The organism is Mucilaginibacter sp. P5_A6, assembly GCF_056400585.1.
This window is the reverse complement of record NZ_JBFUKZ010000023.1, coordinates 1-20,360: the sequence shown is the minus strand read 5'-3', so window position 1 is coordinate 20,360 and position 20,360 is coordinate 1. Positions and strand designations below refer to the sequence as shown.

The following is a 20,360-nucleotide window of genomic DNA, read 5'->3' as shown; positions in this document are numbered from 1 at the left end:
AATTTTCTTTCGATACAGCCTTAAAATACAAAAGCTTTTCTAAAACAAAGTAAAGCAATCAGTATGATGATAATGTTAACAAGCATTTTACAATAAATGCACACAGGATAAATAAAGTTGATTACGCTGCCCTTACGTTTTTTGTTATAATCATGAAACTTAAACCCTTGCGTAAGTTAAACCTGGCGTTCTTCATCAATATTTTATGATGACCAGCAATTGCCTGCCCGGCGAAAATTAATTCTCTCCTTAGCTACCCTGCGCGAGGGGAAGTATTAATGCTCATTTTGCCTGAAATGATTACCATCTAATAAGTTTTAACTATCGGATATAGAATTAATTGATTGTGATTGTGTTATCTAATGTCATAATTTTATATCGCTGTACAAATCAATAAGTGCAAGTAAGTGTTCAATATATAAACTCATAACTATGGAAAGAGAATCAAATGACATCAGTAAATGTCCGTTCCACAACGGCAGCATGAAACACAATGTTGGCGGTGGTGGCACCCGGAACCACGATTGGTGGCCCAATCAGTTAAAGCTGAGTATCCTGCGTCAGCACTCTTCTTTATCAAACCCGATGGGCGAAGATTTCAATTATGCCGAAGCCTTTAAAAGCCTCGACCTTGCTGCTGTGAAAAACGATCTTCATGCACTCATGACCGACTCACAGGACTGGTGGCCCGCAGATTTTGGTCATTACGGCGGGTTGTTCATCCGCATGGCATGGCATAGTGCAGGAACCTATCGCGTGGGCGATGGGCGAGGCGGCGCCGGCGCAGGGCTGCAACGTTTTGCTCCGCTTAACAGCTGGCCCGATAACGTAAGCCTCGATAAAGCCCGCAGGCTGCTTTGGCCCATCAAACAAAAATATGGCAGCAAAATTTCATGGGCCGATCTGATGATCCTTACCGGTAACGTAGCGCTGGAATCCATGGGCTTTAAAACCTTTGGCTTTGCCGGTGGACGTGAAGATGTATGGGAAGCCGATGAATCTGTGTATTGGGGCGCAGAAAACACCTGGCTGGGTGGAGATTTGCGTTATGCACATGGTTCACCCGGCGTAAAAGAGGAGCATGGCGTCTTGGTATCAGACGATGATGCCAATCGCGACATCCACTCCCGCAACCTGGAAAAACCGCTTGCAGCTGTACAAATGGGGTTGATCTATGTAAATCCTGAAGGTCCTGACGGTAATCCTGATCCTTTTATGGCCGCTAAAGATATCCGTGATACGTTTGGACGCATGGCGATGGATGACGAAGAAACCGTTGCACTAATAGCCGGAGGCCATAGTTTTGGCAAAACCCACGGCGCCGCGACCGCTGACCATGTAGGCAAAGAGCCCGAAGCTGCAGGCATCGAAACGCAGGGCTTCGGCTGGAGCAACAGTCATGGTTCTGGCAAAGGTGCTGATACAATTACAAGCGGGCTGGAAGTAACCTGGACCAAAACGCCTACCCAATGGAGTAATAATTTTTTTGAAAACCTGTTTGGCTTTGAATGGGAACTTACAAAAAGTCCGGGCGGCGCGCATCAATGGGTTGCTAAAACTGACGAGGCCATTATTCCGGATGCTTATGACGGCACAAAAAAACATAAGCCTGCAATGCTTACTACCGACCTTGCTTTGAGGCTCGATCCGGCTTACGAAAAAATATCAAGGCGATTTTTGGAAAACCCCGATGCATTTGCAGATGCTTTTGCGCGTGCCTGGTTTAAATTAACCCACCGCGACATGGGCCCCCTTGCGCGTTACCTGGGCCCGGAAGTGCCACAGGAAGAACTGCTGTGGCAGGATCCTATTCCTGCAGTTGACCATGTATTAATTGTTGAAAGTGATATTGAAGTTTTAAAGGCAAAAGTATTGGAATCAGGCTTAAGCGTATCTGAGCTGGTTTCCACAGCATGGGCTTCGGCTTCCACTTTCCGCGGTTCCGACAAGCGCGGCGGCGCCAATGGCGCCCGCATTCGCCTTGCTCCACAAAAATATTGGCAGGTGAACAATCCGGCGCTGTTGCAAAACGTATTGAACATACTCGAGGCCATTCAAAAAGAATTTAATGCGGCGCAGGCCAACGGTAAGAAAGTTTCGCTGGCAGATTTGATCGTACTGGCCGGTTGCGCAGGTGTTGAAAAAGCAGCTAAAGATTCCGGGCAGGCTATAACGGTTCCGTTCACACCGGGCCGTATGGACGCCTCACAGGAACAAACCGATGTAGAATCGTTCGGCTACCTGGAGCCTGCTGCCGATGGGTTCCGTAACTACCGCAAATCAAAAATCCCCGTATCTACCGAAGAGTTGCTAATAGATAAGGCGCATTTGCTTACACTTACGGCACCTGAGTTAACCGTATTGTTAGGTGGGTTGCGTGTACTGGGTACTAATATTGATGGCTCCAAACATGGTGTTTTCACTTTACGTCCCGGTGTACTCACCAACGATTTCTTTCTAAACCTGCTCGATATGGGCACGGCCTGGAAAGCGTCGTCTGCTGACAGGGAAGTTTATGAAGGTAGTGACCGCGCTACCGGCAAAGTAAAATGGACAGCAACCCGTGCAGACCTTGTTTTTGGCTCCAACTCAGAATTAAGGGCGGTTGCCGAGGTATATGGAAGCGCTGATACCCAGGGTAAGTTTTTGAAGGATTTTATAGAAGTCTGGAATAAAGTGATGAACCTGGACAGATTTGACTTAGCTTGATTGTAAATTATAAATCACCTTCGTTTTCTCTGTTGACCACTAATGGATCAAATAGATGAACAAGATTAGGTAGTATTTTAAATAAGGCGTCGTGAGCCGGCGCCTTATTTAAAATATTTACATCAATCCTTTTTTAGCTGTAGTGTTATCACAAATGGCTGGGTAAATTTTGCATCACCTAAATGCAGGTAGTAATCGTTCCCGTAAGTTTTCTCGATCCGGAATTTTTGATGGCTGTCAGTTAAAAGGGAGTTGTCTGCAATTGTTGTTTTTTCGGGAAGTTTTAATTTTAATGCTTTCGAGACAGGCACGTTAAAAACGATCATATAAAGCTTGCCATCGCCCGGCTTTTGCGTAAAATAACCCCAATCCTGTTTTTCCAGGCCGGCATTGTCGCATCCATATATAGCGGCTGAATTGATCTTCATCCATGCACCGACTTCCTTAGCCAGGCTTTGCTCATAAGTGCGGATAGTGCCGTCGGGCTGGGGACCGAAATTGAGCACAAAATTTCCGCCCATTGATGCACAGGTTGCCAGCATTTCCTGTATTTCGTAAGGAGTTTTTACATGACCTTCCCATATTTTGTGGTATCCCCATTGATTTTCGGGAACGGTCATGCATGCCTCCCAGTCAAAATCCAGTTTTTTTACGTTTGATGGCAAACGGCGCTCAAAACTGCCGTCAAAATCTCCAAAATGCCGTCCTTTATAGTCATGGTCTACATGCCCCTGCGCGTCTGTACGAATGCGGTTATTAAGGATGATACCCGGTTTTAATGCCCGGCAATATTGTTCCAGCTCATAACCCATTTTATAATTCTTTTTGTAGGATGCTTCCCATTGCCCATCAAACCAAAGACCTTTAATATTGGGATAAGTGGTTATCAGCTCTTTCAGCTGGTTTTTAACAAATGCCAAGTACCGTTCAAAAGCCCTTTGGTCTTCATCAGATTTTATCACTGAACGATAGTCGGGATGATGCCAGTCGAGAATGGAATAATAAAAATAAACATCGATACCCTCTTTTTGATAAGCTTTTACAAAAGGCATTAGCAGGTCTTTTTTATAAGGCGTTGATGCGACAGAAAAATTTGTAAAGCTGCTGGGCCATAGGCAAAACCCTTCATGATGTTTGGTTGTAAGAATGACGTATTTTACACCCATATTTTTAGCGATGTGCGCCCATTCTGTTGGATTATATTTTTGAGGATTAAACTGATGGATGAGTTCGGCATATTCTGTGGAGGAAATGCCTGCATCCGCTTTTAACCATTCGGCGGCGCCCGGATAATTTTTACCTTTCCATTGCCCGCCCGGAACCGCATATAAACCCCAATGAATAAATTGACCAAAACGATTGTCGCGCCATTTCTGCATGGCCGAATCGGGGCGCTTGCTTAACACCGTAGCTCCCATTAATGAATCTGCCGTGGAAATTGTTTGTGCAAATGAAAACACATTTACAACTGTGCAAACAATAAGGGTAATTATAATTTTCTTCATTTTTTACAGATGTGGGTGTAGCAATGGGAGAGACGGCATTTGATAAAATATCTCCTTGACAATACAATGGTAACAAAATAATAATCTAAAAAAATAGTGAAAAATAGCGCAACCGTTTGCACAGGCCATATCAAACGTTTGCGTAAGTTTTGTAGCCCAGGAGCATGGTTCTGCGCTTTATTTTTCAATTAAATTTTAGTTAGTTTCGAGAATGTTAACCCTCAAAATCAATACTTTCATATGCGAAAACTAACTTTTCTGCTTGTTTTATTTTTACCGATACATCTTTTTGCCCAACAGTTTGAACCAGTAAAAGCATTGGTTAAGAGGCGCGCGCCTTGGTTAAGCGATCATATCATTTTCAAAGCCGTAAAAACCAGCAGCCCCGAAATAGTTGAACTGCAAACTGTAAAAAACAAACTGGTTATCAGCGCATCCGGGGCTAATGCAGCCGCGGTTGGTGTAAACTGGTATTTAAAATATTATTGCCACCGATCTATGTCGCATATGGGTGATAACCTGGCGCCTGTGTTTCCGATCCCGGTTGTTGGCAAAAAAACAACCGTAGAGGCCGAGGCCAGGTATCGTTATGCATTGAATTATTGCACCTATAATTATACTATGAGCTTTTACAGCTGGCCTGATTGGGAACGGGAGCTTGACTGGATGGCCCTTAACGGGGTTAATACAATGCTTACCGTTGAAGGGATGGAAGCGGTATGGCAAAATACCCTGAGGAAGATAGGGTACACCGAAAATGAAATTAACAACTTTATAGTTGGCCCGGCCTATACCGCCTGGTGGCTGATGGGCAATATTGAGGGCTGGGGAGGACCAATGCCCCAAAGCCAGATTGACAACCGGAAGCTGATTCAGCAAAAAATGATAAAGCGAATGCAGGAGTTGGGTATAGAGCCTGTGTTGCAGGGTTTTTATGGAATGGTGCCCAGCTCATTAAAAAACAAGAGTAAAGCGCATATCATCGACCAGGGTAACTGGGGAGCGTTTAAAAGGCCGGACATACTTGACCCTACAGATCCCGAATTTAGCCGCATAGCGGGCATATATTACAGTGAAATGCAGAAATTGTACGGCAAAAACATTCACTTTTTTGCTGGCGATCCTTTTCATGAAGGCGGCAAAACCGATGGCATAGATCTCAAGAAAGCAGGGGCCTCCATACAGGCATCAATGCAACATTATTACCCCGGTTCTGCGTGGGTGTTGCAGGGCTGGCAGGATAACCCCAAACAGGCTATGCTTGATGGTCTTGATAAATCAAAAGTATTGGTGCAGGAGCTTTTTGGCGAATTTACCAACAACTGGGAAAAACGTAAAGCTTATGATAACACCCCGTTTATATGGTGCAGTGTTAACAATTTTGGTGAACGCCCTGGCGTATACGGTAAATTACAGCGTTTTGCCGATGAAATATACAGGGCAAGGCAAAGTACCTACAGCAACTATCTGAAAGGCGTAGGAATAATGCCCGAGGGTATTAATAATAATCCCCCGGATTATGATTTGATGCTTGAACTGGGTTGGCGTAAAGAACATGTAGATACCCGGAACTGGATTAACGAGTATGCCAAATATCGGTACGGTAAAAGTAACACGCATACCAGCAATGCCTGGCAGGGCTTTTTACAAACAATTTACCAAAGCCTTCCCGGTTACCAGGAAGGGGCCGGCGAATCTATATTTTGCGCAAGGCCGGCACTTAAAGTTAAATCAATCTCCAGCTGGGGTACGCTTACCCGTAATTATGATACTGTAAAGTTTGAAAATGCAGTAAAAGAATTTGCCAAAGCAACACCTGTTCTTATAAATTCAGCAACTTATAAAATAGACCTCATCAACATGGTTAGGCAGGTACTCGCCAATAAAGGAACCCTTGTTTTTAATGACCTGACAACGGCATACAACAATAAGGATCTGCAGGCCTTTAACAAGGCCAGCGAGAAGTTTTTGCTCATGATAAAGTTAACGGATGACCTGTTGAACACCGACCCTTACTTTTGGCTCAACACTTATCTTAAACAATCTATTGCTAACGGAAATACAGCCGAAGAAAAAGCAAATAATTTAAAAAACTCGCTAATGCAGATTACTTATTGGGGTGAAAACGTGCGTACAGAGGATAACCTGCATGAGTATGCCTATAAAGAATGGGCCGGCCTGATGGATGGATATTACCTGCCCCGCTGGGAAATTTATTTTGATTACCTGCGTGGCAACCTGGATGGCAAAACCATTCCCGAACCCGATTACTTTTCCTGGGAGCGCAAATGGGTGGATGAAAACCAGAAGCTAAATCCCGAAAAACCACACCGGCCTTTACAGGAAGTGGTTAACCAAATTTTATCGATGTAAACTTAAAACACCCATTTTAATTCAAACTAACAGACCGCTATGCGTCAATTCAAAAAAACGGCCTTCATTATTTTATCAATTTCCCTGGTATTTTCTTCTTTATATGCTCAAAAGAAAATAGGAACAGAAACACCCGAACAAAAAGCGAAACGCATGGCCTGGTGGACCAACGATCGTTTTGGGATGTTTATCCATTGGGGACTTTACTCGCAGGCGGCAAGGCATGAATGGGTAAAGAGATGGGAACGAATGACCAATGAACAATACCAGCCTTACTTTGATGAGTTTAACCCCGATTTGTTTAACCCTAAAGAGTGGGCAAAGAAAGCCAAGGCGGCCGGAATGAAGTATGCCGTGCTTACTACCAAACATCACGAAGGGTTTTGCCTGTTTGATTCAAAATATACCGATTACAAGGCCACCAATACCGCAGCTAAAAGAGACCTTGTAAGAGAATTTGTAAACGCATTCAGAGCCGAAGGCATAAAAATAGGTTTCTATTATTCCCTGTTAGACTGGCATCATCCGGATTTTACAGTTGATGTTTTACACCCATTGCAACCGGCAAGCGAAAAGGATGAGGATTATGATAAATTGAACAAAGGCCGCGATATGGCCAGGTACCGCACGTATATGCACAACCAGATTAAAGAACTGCTTACCAATTACGGTAAAATTGATATGCTATGGCTCGATTTTTCGTACCCCGACAACGGCAAACATGGTAAGGGCAGTAAAGACTGGGGATCTGTTGAATTGGTTAAAGAAATAAGAAAACTACAGCCCAATATTATAATTGATAATCGCCTTGATATAAACGAATACCAGGACGGATGGGACTACCTGACACCCGAACAGGTAAACTTAACAGAATGGACCAAAAAAAACGATTACAAAACTTATTGGGAAACCTGCCAAACGTTTTCGGGTTCCTGGGGGTATTTCCGCGATGAAAATAGTTGGAAAAGCACCAAACAGTTAGTTACGATGCTGATAGAGGCTGTAAGCAAACGCGGTAACCTGCTGCTGAATGTAGGCCCTACTGCACGTGGTTTATTTGATAAACGTGCCAATGAAAGGCTGGACGGAATAGCAGCCTGGATGAAATACAACAGCCGGGCCATTTACGGATGCACCGAAGCCCCGGAAACATTTATAGCTCCCGAGCATACCATGCTTACCTATAATGCCAATACCAGGCGTTTGTATGTGCATTTGTTGGAGTATCCGGGCAAAACCATCACCTTACCGGGCTATAAGGATAAGGTTAAATATACTCAGTTTTTGCATGATGCATCAGAGATACAACCGGATAGCAAATCAAAAGCTTCGGGAAACGACCTGGTATTAAACCTCCCCGAAACCAAACCTGATACTGAGATACCTGTAATTGAACTGGTATTAAACTAATGCTATATATCCAACTATTAAAATTTATCCATCATCAATAATTATATTATCATGGTTCAGAAATTCATACTTGGCCTTTGTTTGCTGGCCTGTAGCCAGGCAGCAATCGCGCAAAATGAGCATGAAATGTCCAACACTTACCAGGTTCCCAAAGATTCCCTGGTGCGGCAAAAACTTGCCCAATGGCAGGACCAAAAATTTGGTTTGTTTATGCACTGGGGAACATACAGCCAATGGGGTGTAGCAGAAAGCTGGACCATTTGTCCCGATGACTGGGTTACACGTACCGGCCCCTATAGCGATGACTACTTCACCTATAAAAAAGCATACGAAAACTTACAAACCACCTTTAACCCCGTTAACTTCAACCCCGAAAAATGGGCCAGGGCGGCCAAAGCCGCGGGCATGAATTACATGGTATTTACTACCAAACACCATGATGGCTTTAGCATGTTTGATACCAAACAAACGGACTATAAAATTACCGATCCCAAAACGCCTTTCTCAAAAAATCCGCGAAGCAATGTCACCAAAGAAATATTTAACGCCTTTCGTAAAGATAATTTTATGATAGGGGCATATTTCTCCAAACCAGATTGGCACAACCAAAATTATTGGTGGTCGTACTTTCCCCCTAAAGACCACAATGTTAATTACGACCCGCTACGCTACCCCGAACGCTGGCAGAAATTTAAAGATTTTACCTATAACCAGATTGAAGAGCTGATGACCGGCTATGGCAAAGTAGATATTTTATGGCTCGATGGGGGTTGGGTGCGGCCATCACCAACAAAGGGGAACGATCCGCAGCACTATAACCAGGATCTTGATATGGCCAGAATAGCAAAAATGGGCCGCAGTTATCAGCCGGGTCTCATTATGGTAGACCGTACAGTTGCCGGCGAATTTGAAAATTATACCACGCCAGAACAAGAAGTACCGGATAAACCTTTATCCTATCCCTGGGAAACCTGTATGACCATTGGTAAGTACTGGAGCTACGTGCCGAATGACGAATTTAAACCCAGCCTGCAACTGGTACAAACACTTATAAAAATAGTTTCGCGTGGAGGCAATCTTCTGCTTAATATCGCCCCGAGGCCCGATGGTGACTGGAATCCCGTTGCCTATCAAAGATTACAGGATATTGCCGGCTGGATGAAAATTAACGGTGAAGGCATCTATGGTTCTGAGCCGGTTGCACCTTACTCTGCCGGGAATATCTATTTCACCAAATCAAAAACTAAGAAAACGTTATATGCCTTTTGGTTATCTGAAAAGGATGTGGTAAACCTCCCCTCCATAGTAAGTTTCCCGGTAAACAACATTAAACAAGTAAAAAAAGTAAGCTTGCTTGGCAGCACTCAAAAATTAAAATGGCATTACCAAAACGGGCTGTTAAGCATTCAAATACCTGGTGCTTTACAAAAAAGCGCCGCTTTAAAATACAGCGGCACTTTTGTATTAGCATATTAAGGAATAGATTATTTTGACCAGGGGAAATCGCATTTAAAACTAATTAAGACCTTAACCATAGCGATGGGTTTGAAACCTCCAGTTTTCGAAAGATTTTTCCGGGGCTACTGTGTGTATCCATTTTTACTGTTTCACCTGTTGCGAACGCAACAGGTGAAACAGTAAAAAACCACATCTATTTAGCAATCAACAAATTACGAATTGTCATAAAATCGAAAACACAACAAAACCGCAACAGCAGACGAAATAGAGCGGCTATCAGGAGGCAAAACGTTTGGGTTTCAAACCGGGTGATTCCCCTACGCCCTGTTTAAAATTTAGTTAATTTAACCATCACTGCCTCATGTACTCCAATAGCTGTTTTTAATGCCCGTTTAGTATTACCTAAACCCTTCTTCAGCCATAAATCGTATACCTTATAAGCAGATGTATTAAAATCAATATTTATGCCAGATAAAGTATCTTTTATTGGGTGATCTTTCCAATTGTAAGTAATGGTTTGATGCTTTGCAGATCTGTTTAAAAAACAAATGGCCAGTTCATTATTTGCTAATGGTTTTATCCATATCTCCAATCCTTCAAGTGTCGAATACTTAAACCCCTCAATCCCTAAAACATCCTGATCTACGGCAATCACATCCGTGTTTGTCAATATGGATTTAGTTTGGTCGGTCATTTTACGCAAATCATTACCAGCCATTAACGGCGCTGCCAACATGCACCATAACGAAAAATGTGCCTTATCTTCATTATAAGTCATCCCATTACCCACTTCAAGCATATCCGGATCATTCCAATGGCCAGGTCCCGAATATTGCCTCATTTCAGCTTGCTTATCAGCTATACCCATAACGCTCATAGCCGACCATGTCCCTTTATCCACAACTCCGTCAAAGCCGGCGCCAATGTCGCCTGTGGTACGCCATAAGTGCCCTACGCTGGTTGCCCATTCCCACGGTTTATGGTTACCCCATTCGCATAAACTGAATACCATTGGCCTTCCAGCCACTTTAATAGCTTTACTCATAGTTGTATACGCTTCTTTAGCGTTTAAACCATCTGTATTACACCAGTCATATTTTAAGTAATCTACCCCCAGCGCCGCATAAAAACGGGCATCCTGATACTCATATCCGCGCGAACCAGGATACCCGCCACAAGTTAAGGTACCCGCACAATTGTATATGCCAAACTTTAAGCCCTTAGCGTGTACGTAGTCCACAAACTTTTTCATCCCTCCCGGAAATTTTTTAGGATCGGGTACCAGTTTACCGCTGCTATCCCTTTGCATAGCCATCCATCCGTCATCCAATATAAAATACTGGTAACCGGCATCTTTCATACCCGATGAAATAAAACTATCAACCATGTTTTTAAGCATTTGCTCATTAATATTGGTTTGAAACGTATTCCAGGTATTGAAACCCATAGGCGGCGTTTGTGCCAGGGCTTCAGATTTTTGAGCAAATAAGTTATGAGCGGTTAATAAAAATATAATTGCTGTATATAAAAATGCTTTTATCATGATAGTATAGTTTAATAAGGATAATGTGCTGCTCTGTTAAAGTATACGTTTCATTACCGTTGGTTTTTTAATTAAAAACTCCTTACTGCTGTGCGCCTTTACTTATTTTATTGTTCACTATACGCGCGTTCCCATCAATGTCTGTTGCCCCATTTATATCGGCTGAGATTACCTGCCCGGAATTTTTTGCAGGCGAGGATGATTGCAAATGAATATCGGGGCCGGATGTATTTACGAATAAAGGGTCGACGCCATTTGTTGAATTAGCATCTCCGCTGCAGGCTGCCTTCCATAAATTATAATCGGTATATAAAATGCCATTCCAGGTCCACTGTGCAGCGCCTGTTGTATAATATAAATTGTAATCGATGATATTACCAGATCCCTTCGCAGTGTATTTATGAATAAACATATCTGATGCTCCGCCATAAATAATGTTATTTTTTATAACATTGTTGGTGCAATCCTCCCTGATACTAATCTCACCTTCTATTTCACCAAATGCGCCTAAAGCTTGATTGTTGTTATACAAGGTATTATTTACAATAGCCGAATTGTTTGTACCGCCACCCGTATAATTTAAATACCCTCCCATATAAATACCAGAGCACCAGCAGTTATACACCAGGTTGTTCCTTATGGTGACATGATCAGTAGGGAATCCATTGGTTTCGCTTACCGCGCCAATACCCCTATCGGTAACAGATACTTTATTTTTCTCCACCACCACATTTCTGCCGCCATCAACATAAATACCTATAGCGCCATGCCCGCCAAGCGGCCCCCTTTTACTTTCAATATTATAGAGGGTATTACCACCGATAACACCATTGCGCGCATAATTAAATGCAGGGTTGGTATTTGCCGCATAACCACCGGCCGCATCAATACCAATATTCTGGGCGTTATATATTGTATTGTTGGTGATGGTAAATCCATCAACATAGCCATTGATGGTTAGGTTTTCACCATACCCGGTTTTACAATCATGTATGGTATTCCCGGTAACGGTAATATTGGTTACCGGATCGGAAGTATTCCCGATAATTAAAATGGCATTACCCCCTCCGTTAAGCGGCAGCTGGGTATAATCAATGCCGTATATGGTGTTATTTTTTACGGTAATGTAATCAGAGCCCCCTTCAACCATAATGCCCTTAGGATCGCCGGTAGATGTTTTAAGATTGCGTATTTCAAATCCATCAACAACTATAAACTTTGCCTTGTCAATAGTTATCAGCGCCTCCCGGCCATTAACGCTAAAAGCACTACCATCAATTACAGGTTTTTCGCCACGATACGCTTTTAATGTAATATACTTATCCATTACTCCCGATTTGGGGAATACTACTTTTTCACTGTACGTTCCGCCCCTTACTATTACGGTATCACCAGGCACGGTACGATTTAGCGCAGTATTAATGGTTTGGAGTGGCGCATCAATTGTTCCCTTATTTGACTCTAATCCGTTGGCCGCTACATAGTAAACATGCACATTGCCGGCAGGCGTTACAACCTCGGTGGCGTTTTTTTTGCTGCAACCCAATACCTGTAACGCAAAGCCAAGCATCAAAAAAAAATTAACATTACGTTTCATTCCCGTTCGTTTTTAAATTAAGGACCTCTTAGATCTGTCTAAATTTGGTTTATTAATGTTTTTATACTTCTAATGAAGCACATATCGATGCGTCATAGGAGGCACGAAGCAATCCCCACCTTACAGGGTAGTTTTGCAATCCGCTATATATAGTTGGCGATTGCTTCGTCGTACCTCCTCGCAATGACGGTCCGTTTTCTTATTTTTAGACAGCCTCTTACTGCTGTGCGCCCTTATTTATTTTATTGTTCACAATACGCGCATTTCCATCAATATCTGTTGCCCCGTTTATATCAGCTGAGATTACCTGCCCGGAATTTTTTGCAGGCGAAGATGATTGTATGTGAAGATCGGGAAGTGAGGTATTCTTCAATTGTGGGTCGGCGCCGTTTGATGAATTGGCATCATTGCCGCTGGTTGTCTTCCAGGCATTCAAATCGGTGTTTGGAGTACCATTGGTACTGTTCCAGATCCATTGCGGTGTGCCTGTGGTATAGTATAAATTGTTATCAATAATATTATTGCTCCCCGTTGAAGTATACTTGTGAATAAACACATCAACCGGCCTTGCGTATACAATATTGTTTTTTATCACGTTGTTATCGCAATGCTCTGTAAGCCTTATCTCTCCTTCTATCTCACCAAATGCCCCCACAACACGATCGTTTTGATATAGTGTATTATTCACTACAAAACAGTCTTTAGTTCCGCCGGATGTGTAGTTTAAATAATCGCCCATGTATATGCCCGTACGATAGCAGTTGTATACAAAGTTGTTTCTTACAATGGTGGTTTTTGTTGCATATACATTGCTTTCGCTCACCAGCCCGATACCTCTGTCGCTATTATATACCCTGTTTCTTTCGATGATAGTGTTAGCTCCGCCGCAAACATAAATGGAGATGGCGCCATACCTGTCGGGGCCCCAAATTTCGGGAGTCCTGGTCATGGTATTATCATGAAACTCGTTATCGCTTATCACGCCATTACGGGCATAATTAGTAGCAACATCTCCATCTTTATTAAGGTTATCACCGCCAGCAACAATTATCCCTATGTTTTCTGTATCGTATACTTTATTATGGCTAAAAACAAAGCCGTCGATATTACCGGCCAACGTTACATTTTCGCTTGTGCCTGTTTGTGTATCGTGCACTGTGCAGCCTGTAATAACCAGGTTAGTAATGGCTGTGGCTCCGTTACCTATTACCAGTATGGCGTGGCCGCTTCGCCAGTCGGCTAATGACGCGTTGCTTTTTATATTAAAAATATTACAGTTTTTAATTGTTATATCGCGAGAATTGCCATTAATGGCAATGCCCTCAGGATCGGTATTAAAAGTTGCACTTGTAAGATTGCAAATATCAAAGCCATCCAGCGCTATATACTTTACATTGCTTAGTGTAATTAATGACACCCAACCCGAAACTATTATTTTGCTGCCGTCTATTACCGGTTTTTCTCCGCGGTATGCTTTCACTGTAATAAGTTTATCCTTTACTCCCGACTTAGGGAACACCACTTTTTCATAATAGGTGCCACCTCTAACCATAACAGTATCGCCAGGTACAGCATGGCTCAGTGCGGTATTGATGGTTTGGAAAGGAGCATTAACTGCACCCGCATTAGCATCAGATCCATTAACTGATACATAATAAATATGCGTATTACCTGCTGAAGGCGTTACATCATTACCAGCGCTTTTTTTGCTGCAAGCCATTCCCTGCAATGCAAAAACAAGCATAAAAAAAATATTAATATAACGTTTCATGCAGTACATTTTCAAATTAAAACACCTGATATTTTTCATTCAATAAGTTTATTGGTGCCTGAAGATGCAAAGCATAGATCCGAAGCAGAAACATGTTTCTGCTTCGGGGACTATACCAATCAAACAAAACAACCATCAATTATTATTTGCATTGCTCCCCGGGCAACAGCATTTGTAAGGATAGACGATTAACTGATATAACAGTAATTACGAGGGGTAATGCTGTTATTGGCGATTACCATTATTCGGACACTATTTTTCTTATCCTGTTATTATTTTTGTCCAGTACATACACCGTTCCGTTTTTGTCAACGGCAACACCTGTTGGAGCGCTAAAAAGGGCCGATCCTCCTATAGCATCGGCATAACCAGCCGCACCGCTTCCGGCAAAGTTGCTTACCTCAAAAGTGCCGGCCTGGATATAACGGATACTTTGATCGGGATTAGAAGTACTGCCATCCCAGGTTCCGTTACCGGCTACATATATATTGTTGTTATTATCTACGGCTATACCCCATGGAGCAGAGAATTTTGCTGCTGTAGCGGCTCCGTTCACATACCCGGCGCTTCCAGGCTGCCCGGCAATAATGCTACCCTGCCATGTGCCTGCAGCAAATTTTTGGATAACCTGATCTCCGTTATTCGATACGTATAAATTGCCGGTTTTATCAAACTTAATTCCCGCCGGATAATTAAGACCAGATACAACTTGTTTTGTAGTCCACTGAGCTGATAACTGGTAAATGTTTCCCGGGCTGGAGCAGCTTGAATAATAAACGTAGCCGGTAGTTTTATCAACAGCTATGCTCCAGGGCGACTGGTTTCCCCATGCCCAGGTAACGGCAGTACCATCCGGAGATATTTTGCGAATATCCCAATTCCCCGGATCAACAGTGTATACGTTGCCCTGGGCATCAAGAGCCACATCATAAGGTAAAGAAAAGTTTGCTGCGCTTCCTTTCCCATCCGCATAACCAGAAACCTGGGGATTGCCCGCAAGTGTGGTTACGTTCCCCGCTGTATCAATTTTTCTGACACAATGGTTTCCTGGATCGGCAACATAAATGTTCAGATTATCATCAACAGTTATACCACAGCTCCTGTACCAGCTTTGGCCGCCAAAATCAAACATAGCATCTGTTCCCTGGCCATTGGCAAAGCCTGCTTTGCCCGATCCGGCCAATGTGGTAACGGTCCTGGTATATTGGTAAGTAAAATTACTTGTACTTGTGGCTGTTCCTTTTCCTATGGTTACAACCAGCGGCCCCGACCCTGCCTTTTTGGGTACCACCGCAATCATTTGCGTAGTATTGGCGCCAATGATCCTAAGCTTTAAACCATTCAGCGTAACTGCAATTTGCGAAGTGTCGGTTGAAAAATTGGTCCCCGTAATCAGTACTTCTGTACCTCCGCCACCCTGTGCCGGAATAAATGTGTTAATACTGATAGGCGAGTCGGCATTATGCGTAGGTGCCTTTTCTTTTTTGCAGCTTATAAAAGCCACCATTATAAAAACCCCGCCGGCAAGTAAGTATTGATTTATACTTTTTGCCATTATGTTTATGAATGTTTTCATTTGAATAATTATTCTTTAATTATTTATTTTTTACAATATCTTCTATTGCCTTTTGGGCAATAAAAACGTGCATTACCAACCCGGATTTTGTACTAAAGCCCTGTCGCGGTCTAACTGGTACTGGGAGATGGGGAACAAGTACATTTTATTGTTCCATACCCTTTTTTGGAAAAGCGTTCTATTGTAAAAACCGGTAAACGAAAATCCCAGGCCCTGGTCATCGGTATTTACATTCAGACCATAAATGGTTTGGTTTTCATCAGTGCCTAATAAAAGTCTCCGTACCAGGGTATAGTACCTGTCGCTTTCAAAACACAACTCTACCTGTCTTTCCTTTAAAATGTATTTTCGCATTACATCCTTGTTGCCAACGGCGCCCGGATAAACAGTTTCTATACCGGGTAAACCGGCCCTGCTCCTGATCTGATCCAGGTACAGAACAATATTTTGATTTGATGGATCATATTCGTTCAAAGCTTCTACATAATCCAACAATATTTCGGCATATCTTATCAGTATAAAAGGTCTGTAATTTGCAGCATCCTGCCTTATATTATCAGCCGGGCTTACATTCTTCAGCACATCATATCCTGTAATATTGTTACTGGCCCCGCTTGCTTTTGCGCCAGCTTTGCCATTATAATAAAACTCTACCCTGCCTGTTCCATCAACATTAGCGGCCGATGAATAATAGTTTTTGTCATCAACGGTTGGGGCGGGTAATACCGGCCTGCCATTATATTGTATATAGGCATAAAACCGGGGCTCGCGGTTTGCATACATATTCCATTGCCCCTTGCTGTGTTCCCAGTACTTATTACCATTGCTTTGAGCAAAACTTGTTCCTGTATATCCGGATAGCGGATCATCAATGGTTCTGCCATTATTCATATAAAATGCATCCACAACGTTTTGGGTAGCGTTGTACATGCTATACCCTCCCGGCCCTGGCGATACGCATTTTGTATATCCCCAATAATTCCATGAATTTCTTGAAAATATGATCTCGCTGTTCCAGTTGGTTAAGAAAAGATCCCTGACAGACAGGTAAGGATCAAACTGGGTTCCGCCATTATCAAGATTGGTAAATAACTTATATGAACCAAGGTCAATTAAAGCCTTTGCGGCATCTGCAGCTACCTTCCATTTATTGGCATCGTATGCTGTTGGCGCCAGCTGTGTACCATCCTGGTTTTTAAAAGAGGAAAATGCAGGATTACCATTCCACAGCGGGCTTGCAGCCAATAAAGCAATCTGTGCTTTTACAGCAAGGCAGGTACCCTTTGTTGGACGGCCATAACTGCTGGTTGAGGGCCACTGGGCTGGTAAACTTGCCGCAGCCTGATCCATCAACTGATTAACATAGTCTTTACAATCATCAAAAGATGATCTTGGATACTTGTTAAAGTCGTCGTTTAAACTTAACGCCTCGGTTACTTTCACAACCGGGCCGTATTGTTTTATCAGCTGCCAGTAAAACCATCCGCGTAAAAACCGGGCTTCGGCTTTATATTGATTTTTTAACGTTACACTCAACTGGGTGATTGGAACTTTATCAATATTAGCTTCAAAAATAAATGACGACCGGATTCCATTATAATAATTACCCCAGTAATCAAAATAAGCATTTACAGGGCTCCAGTTACCTACAACCATTTGCCTCACGTTGGTACCAGGGATTGATACAGATGATTCATCACTTGCCCCCATGGCGCTAAAATTACCGCCATCAGTTTGTATAATATACCCATATATATTGTACAGGTACGATTCGGCATTGGCCCTGGTACTCCAGATCAAATCAGATGTTAACAGGTTATCTGGTTTTTTATTAAGATAATTACAAGAAGATAAACCGGCGGTCAGGAACGATGCCCCGACAGCCATAATGAGTATATATTTTTTCATTTGGAACATTTTAAATACTTTTTAATTTGACTTAAATTCATTATTTCTTTAAAACGAAGCTCTTAACCCCAAAGCAAATATTCTTACCGGTGGATAGCCTGCGCCGTTTGAGCCAAGTTCAGGATCCCAAAGTTTGAATTTGGAGAATGTTAATAGGTTTTGGCCGGTTAAGTAAAAGTAAACCGAGTTAACACCCGCTGTTGTAAGGAACGATGGCGTAAGCGTATAACCCAATGTTGCCTGTTTTAAACGAACAAAACTTGCATCTTTTGACCACCATGTACTCGGCTGATAATTGTTACTATTTTGATTGGAAATACCCAACCGTGGATAATCTACATTTTGGCTCGGGTTTTCAACTGTCCACCTGTTTTCAAGATTGGCAAGCATTCCAGACGGATAAGTACCCATACCAGTAAACGGAACAATACCCGCACCGCCTGCACCGGCCCCGCTTATTGAAGAACCATTGGCCATAATAATTACATTGGCCGTTCCCTGGAAAAAGAGAGAGAGGTCGAACTTTTTATAGCCAACCGTAAATCCGGCGCCATACAATATGGTAGGTATATCAGATTTACCGGTAAATACCTTATCAAAGCTGTTTATTACGCCATCGTTGTTTACATCTTTGTACTTAATATCGCCGGGCCTTAACACTGCACCAAATTGGGTAGGGCTTTTATCCACGTCTTCCTGGGATGTAAACAACCCTTCGGCAACATACATCAGGTTATCGCCAAATTTACGCCCGGTTGATTGCTGGTAAGCGTACAGCTGTTTAGGTTCATCCCGCTGTACAATTTTATTATTGTTATAAGTGACGTTACTGTAAAGGCGAAGGGACACTTTACCAATATTATCGTTATACTCAACATTGCCCTCAATACCATGATTATTCATTTCGCCCAAATTGGCAAATACAGATCCGCTTACACCCAATATGCCCGACAATGAACTGCGTTGAACTAAAATATTGGTTCTTCTTTCTTTGTAAGCATCTATGGTAATATTCAATTTATTGAACAGGCCTATCTCTAACCCAATATTGTCTTTGGTTGCTTTTTCCCAGGTAAGATTTTCTACCCCAATTACGCTTTCGGTAGTACCACCATATATAGTTCCGTTAAGTCCTAAACCCACGGATCCGCCACTGCCATATTGATTAATATAAGGGAACCTGGTAATACCATAGGCCGATCCAATCTGGTCATTACCCACAAGACCGTGAGAACCCCTTATTTTAAGCAGTGTAAATGTCTTTGAAAGATCCTTAAAAAAGGCCTCCCTCGAAATTACCCAGCCTGCAGAAACGGCAGGAAAAAAGCCAAACTTCTTACCCGGTTCAAAGTTTTCTGAACCTGTATAACCGGCATCAAATTCCAGCAAATATTTGTCGGCATAAGTATAGGTTACCCTGGCCGCTAAGCTCTGATTGTTATAAGGGATAGAGCCTATTACGCTGCCTGCCGAGCTTACCACCCTCGACCGCATATTATACAAAACCAGGCCGCCAACATGGTGCTTGCCAAAAGACTGGTCATAATTAATATTTGTTTCGAGGTACATGGTTTTTTCGGCAGAGGATGACTGCGAATACCCCAAAAACTGGCTCCCGTATCTCGACTGGCCCAATACTAAATTACCTTGCGGATCTCTTGATGTAGCTAAAAAAAGATCATTCGTGCCGGTTCTTCCATTATCATTTTCGCTATAGGAGTCGAATGAAAACCTTGCCATAGCGCTCAACCCTTTTGTAATAACATCCAGCTTTTGGTTGATGGAAAAAACAGACTGAATAGTGGGGCGAAACTCGTTATTATAACCGGAGTTTTGAATATCGTTTACCGGGTTTGAGCCTCCGTTATTATAAGGACCAGCCCATATACCACCCGGATATTGTATTGGAAACGCGTTAGGCGGCGTTAAATACGATTCGTACCAGATAGCCCCGGCAGATATACCAGGATAGCGGCTATTTACCAGCATGGCATCCAGGTTCATTGTTAATAAAGTAGTTTTACTTAAATCAATATCCAGGTTCGATCTGAAATCATACCTTTTAAAGTTAAGGTTAGGATTATAACCATGTTGCTTGGTAACCTTATAACTTCCATCCTGATCATAAAAAGAAGCAGAAACATAATACCTTACGGTTGATGCACCGCCGCTAACATTAAGGTTGGTGTTATAGCCGGGAGCCCAATCTTTATAAACTGATTTTATCCAGTTAACATTTGGATACAGGTAGGGATCTAACCCACTTGCTGTTTTTTGGATAGTTTCTTCGGAATATGCCGATGGGTTACCATCATTTGTAGTTGCTTCATTATGCAGCCGCATCCATGATACCGCATCCAGCATTTTAGGTGTTTTAGTGAGGCCCGACATGGACATCTCTGTTTTGAAAGAAATTTTAGGCTTACCCGCAACACCTCTTTTAGTAGTGATGATTAAAACTCCGTTGGCACCTTTGGCACCATATACAGCGGTTGATGCAGCGGTTGATG

The 20,360-nt window shown here is 42.6% G+C and carries 11 protein-coding genes; 4 read left to right on the top strand and 7 right to left on the bottom strand.

Going from position 1 to position 20,360, the window contains the following annotated elements; genetic code table 11:
• The first annotated feature begins 432 nt into the window (after positions 1 to 432).
• Complete coding sequence (gene katG / locus AC1DO4_RS21350) at positions 433 to 2,709, top strand: catalase/peroxidase HPI (protein ID WP_477419567.1); 2,277 nt, start codon at positions 433 to 435, stop codon at positions 2,707 to 2,709.
• Between the two features lie 122 nt (positions 2,710 to 2,831).
• Here the strand turns inward: katG and AC1DO4_RS21345 are convergent, their stop codons facing one another.
• Complete coding sequence (locus AC1DO4_RS21345) at positions 2,832 to 4,214, bottom strand: alpha-L-fucosidase (RefSeq protein ID WP_477419565.1); 1,383 nt, start codon at positions 4,212 to 4,214, stop codon at positions 2,832 to 2,834.
• 240 nt (positions 4,215 to 4,454) lie between these two features.
• On the opposite strand from AC1DO4_RS21345, the gene AC1DO4_RS21340 reads away from it, so the two are divergent.
• From AC1DO4_RS21340 to AC1DO4_RS21330, 3 genes are read left to right on the top strand one after another with little or no spacing between them, the layout of a single operon-like run.
• Positions 4,455 to 6,587, top strand: coding sequence for an alpha-N-acetylglucosaminidase (locus AC1DO4_RS21340; protein ID WP_477419563.1), 2,133 nt, complete (start codon positions 4,455 to 4,457; stop codon positions 6,585 to 6,587).
• 39 nt (positions 6,588 to 6,626) lie between these two features.
• Positions 6,627 to 7,997, top strand: a complete 1,371-nt coding sequence (locus tag AC1DO4_RS21335) for an alpha-L-fucosidase (protein ID WP_477419561.1) — start codon at positions 6,627 to 6,629, stop codon at positions 7,995 to 7,997.
• Positions 7,998 to 8,048: 51 nt separating this feature from the next.
• On the top strand, positions 8,049 to 9,473 hold the full coding sequence (locus AC1DO4_RS21330; protein WP_477419559.1) for an alpha-L-fucosidase: 1,425 nt from the start codon (positions 8,049 to 8,051) through the stop codon (positions 9,471 to 9,473).
• Positions 9,474 to 9,783: 310 nt separating this feature from the next.
• Here the strand turns inward: AC1DO4_RS21330 and AC1DO4_RS21325 are convergent, their stop codons facing one another.
• From AC1DO4_RS21325 to AC1DO4_RS21300, 6 genes are all read right to left on the bottom strand, one after another.
• Positions 9,784 to 10,998, bottom strand: coding sequence for a glycoside hydrolase family 27 protein (locus AC1DO4_RS21325; protein ID WP_477419556.1), 1,215 nt, complete (start codon positions 10,996 to 10,998; stop codon positions 9,784 to 9,786).
• An 82-nt stretch (positions 10,999 to 11,080) separates the two neighbouring features.
• Positions 11,081 to 12,595, bottom strand: coding sequence for a right-handed parallel beta-helix repeat-containing protein (locus AC1DO4_RS21320; RefSeq protein WP_477419554.1), 1,515 nt, complete (start codon positions 12,593 to 12,595; stop codon positions 11,081 to 11,083).
• Positions 12,596 to 12,812: 217 nt separating this feature from the next.
• Positions 12,813 to 14,366 (bottom strand): right-handed parallel beta-helix repeat-containing protein, encoded by a 1,554-nt coding sequence (locus tag AC1DO4_RS21315; protein WP_477419552.1) that lies wholly within the window; start codon positions 14,364 to 14,366, stop codon positions 12,813 to 12,815.
• A 241-nt stretch (positions 14,367 to 14,607) separates the two neighbouring features.
• Positions 14,608 to 15,921 carry an IPT/TIG domain-containing protein gene (locus AC1DO4_RS21310; RefSeq protein WP_477419550.1) on the bottom strand — a complete coding sequence of 438 codons (1,314 nt, stop codon included), beginning with the start codon at positions 15,919 to 15,921 and terminating at the stop codon, positions 14,608 to 14,610.
• 93 nt (positions 15,922 to 16,014) lie between these two features.
• A complete protein-coding gene (locus AC1DO4_RS21305; RefSeq protein WP_477419548.1) occupies positions 16,015 to 17,850 on the bottom strand; it encodes a RagB/SusD family nutrient uptake outer membrane protein in 1,836 nt (611 codons plus the stop codon).
• Positions 17,851 to 17,898: 48 nt separating this feature from the next.
• A partial coding sequence (locus AC1DO4_RS21300; protein ID WP_477419546.1) for a SusC/RagA family TonB-linked outer membrane protein occupies positions 17,899 to 20,360 on the bottom strand: 2,462 nt, incomplete at its 5' end.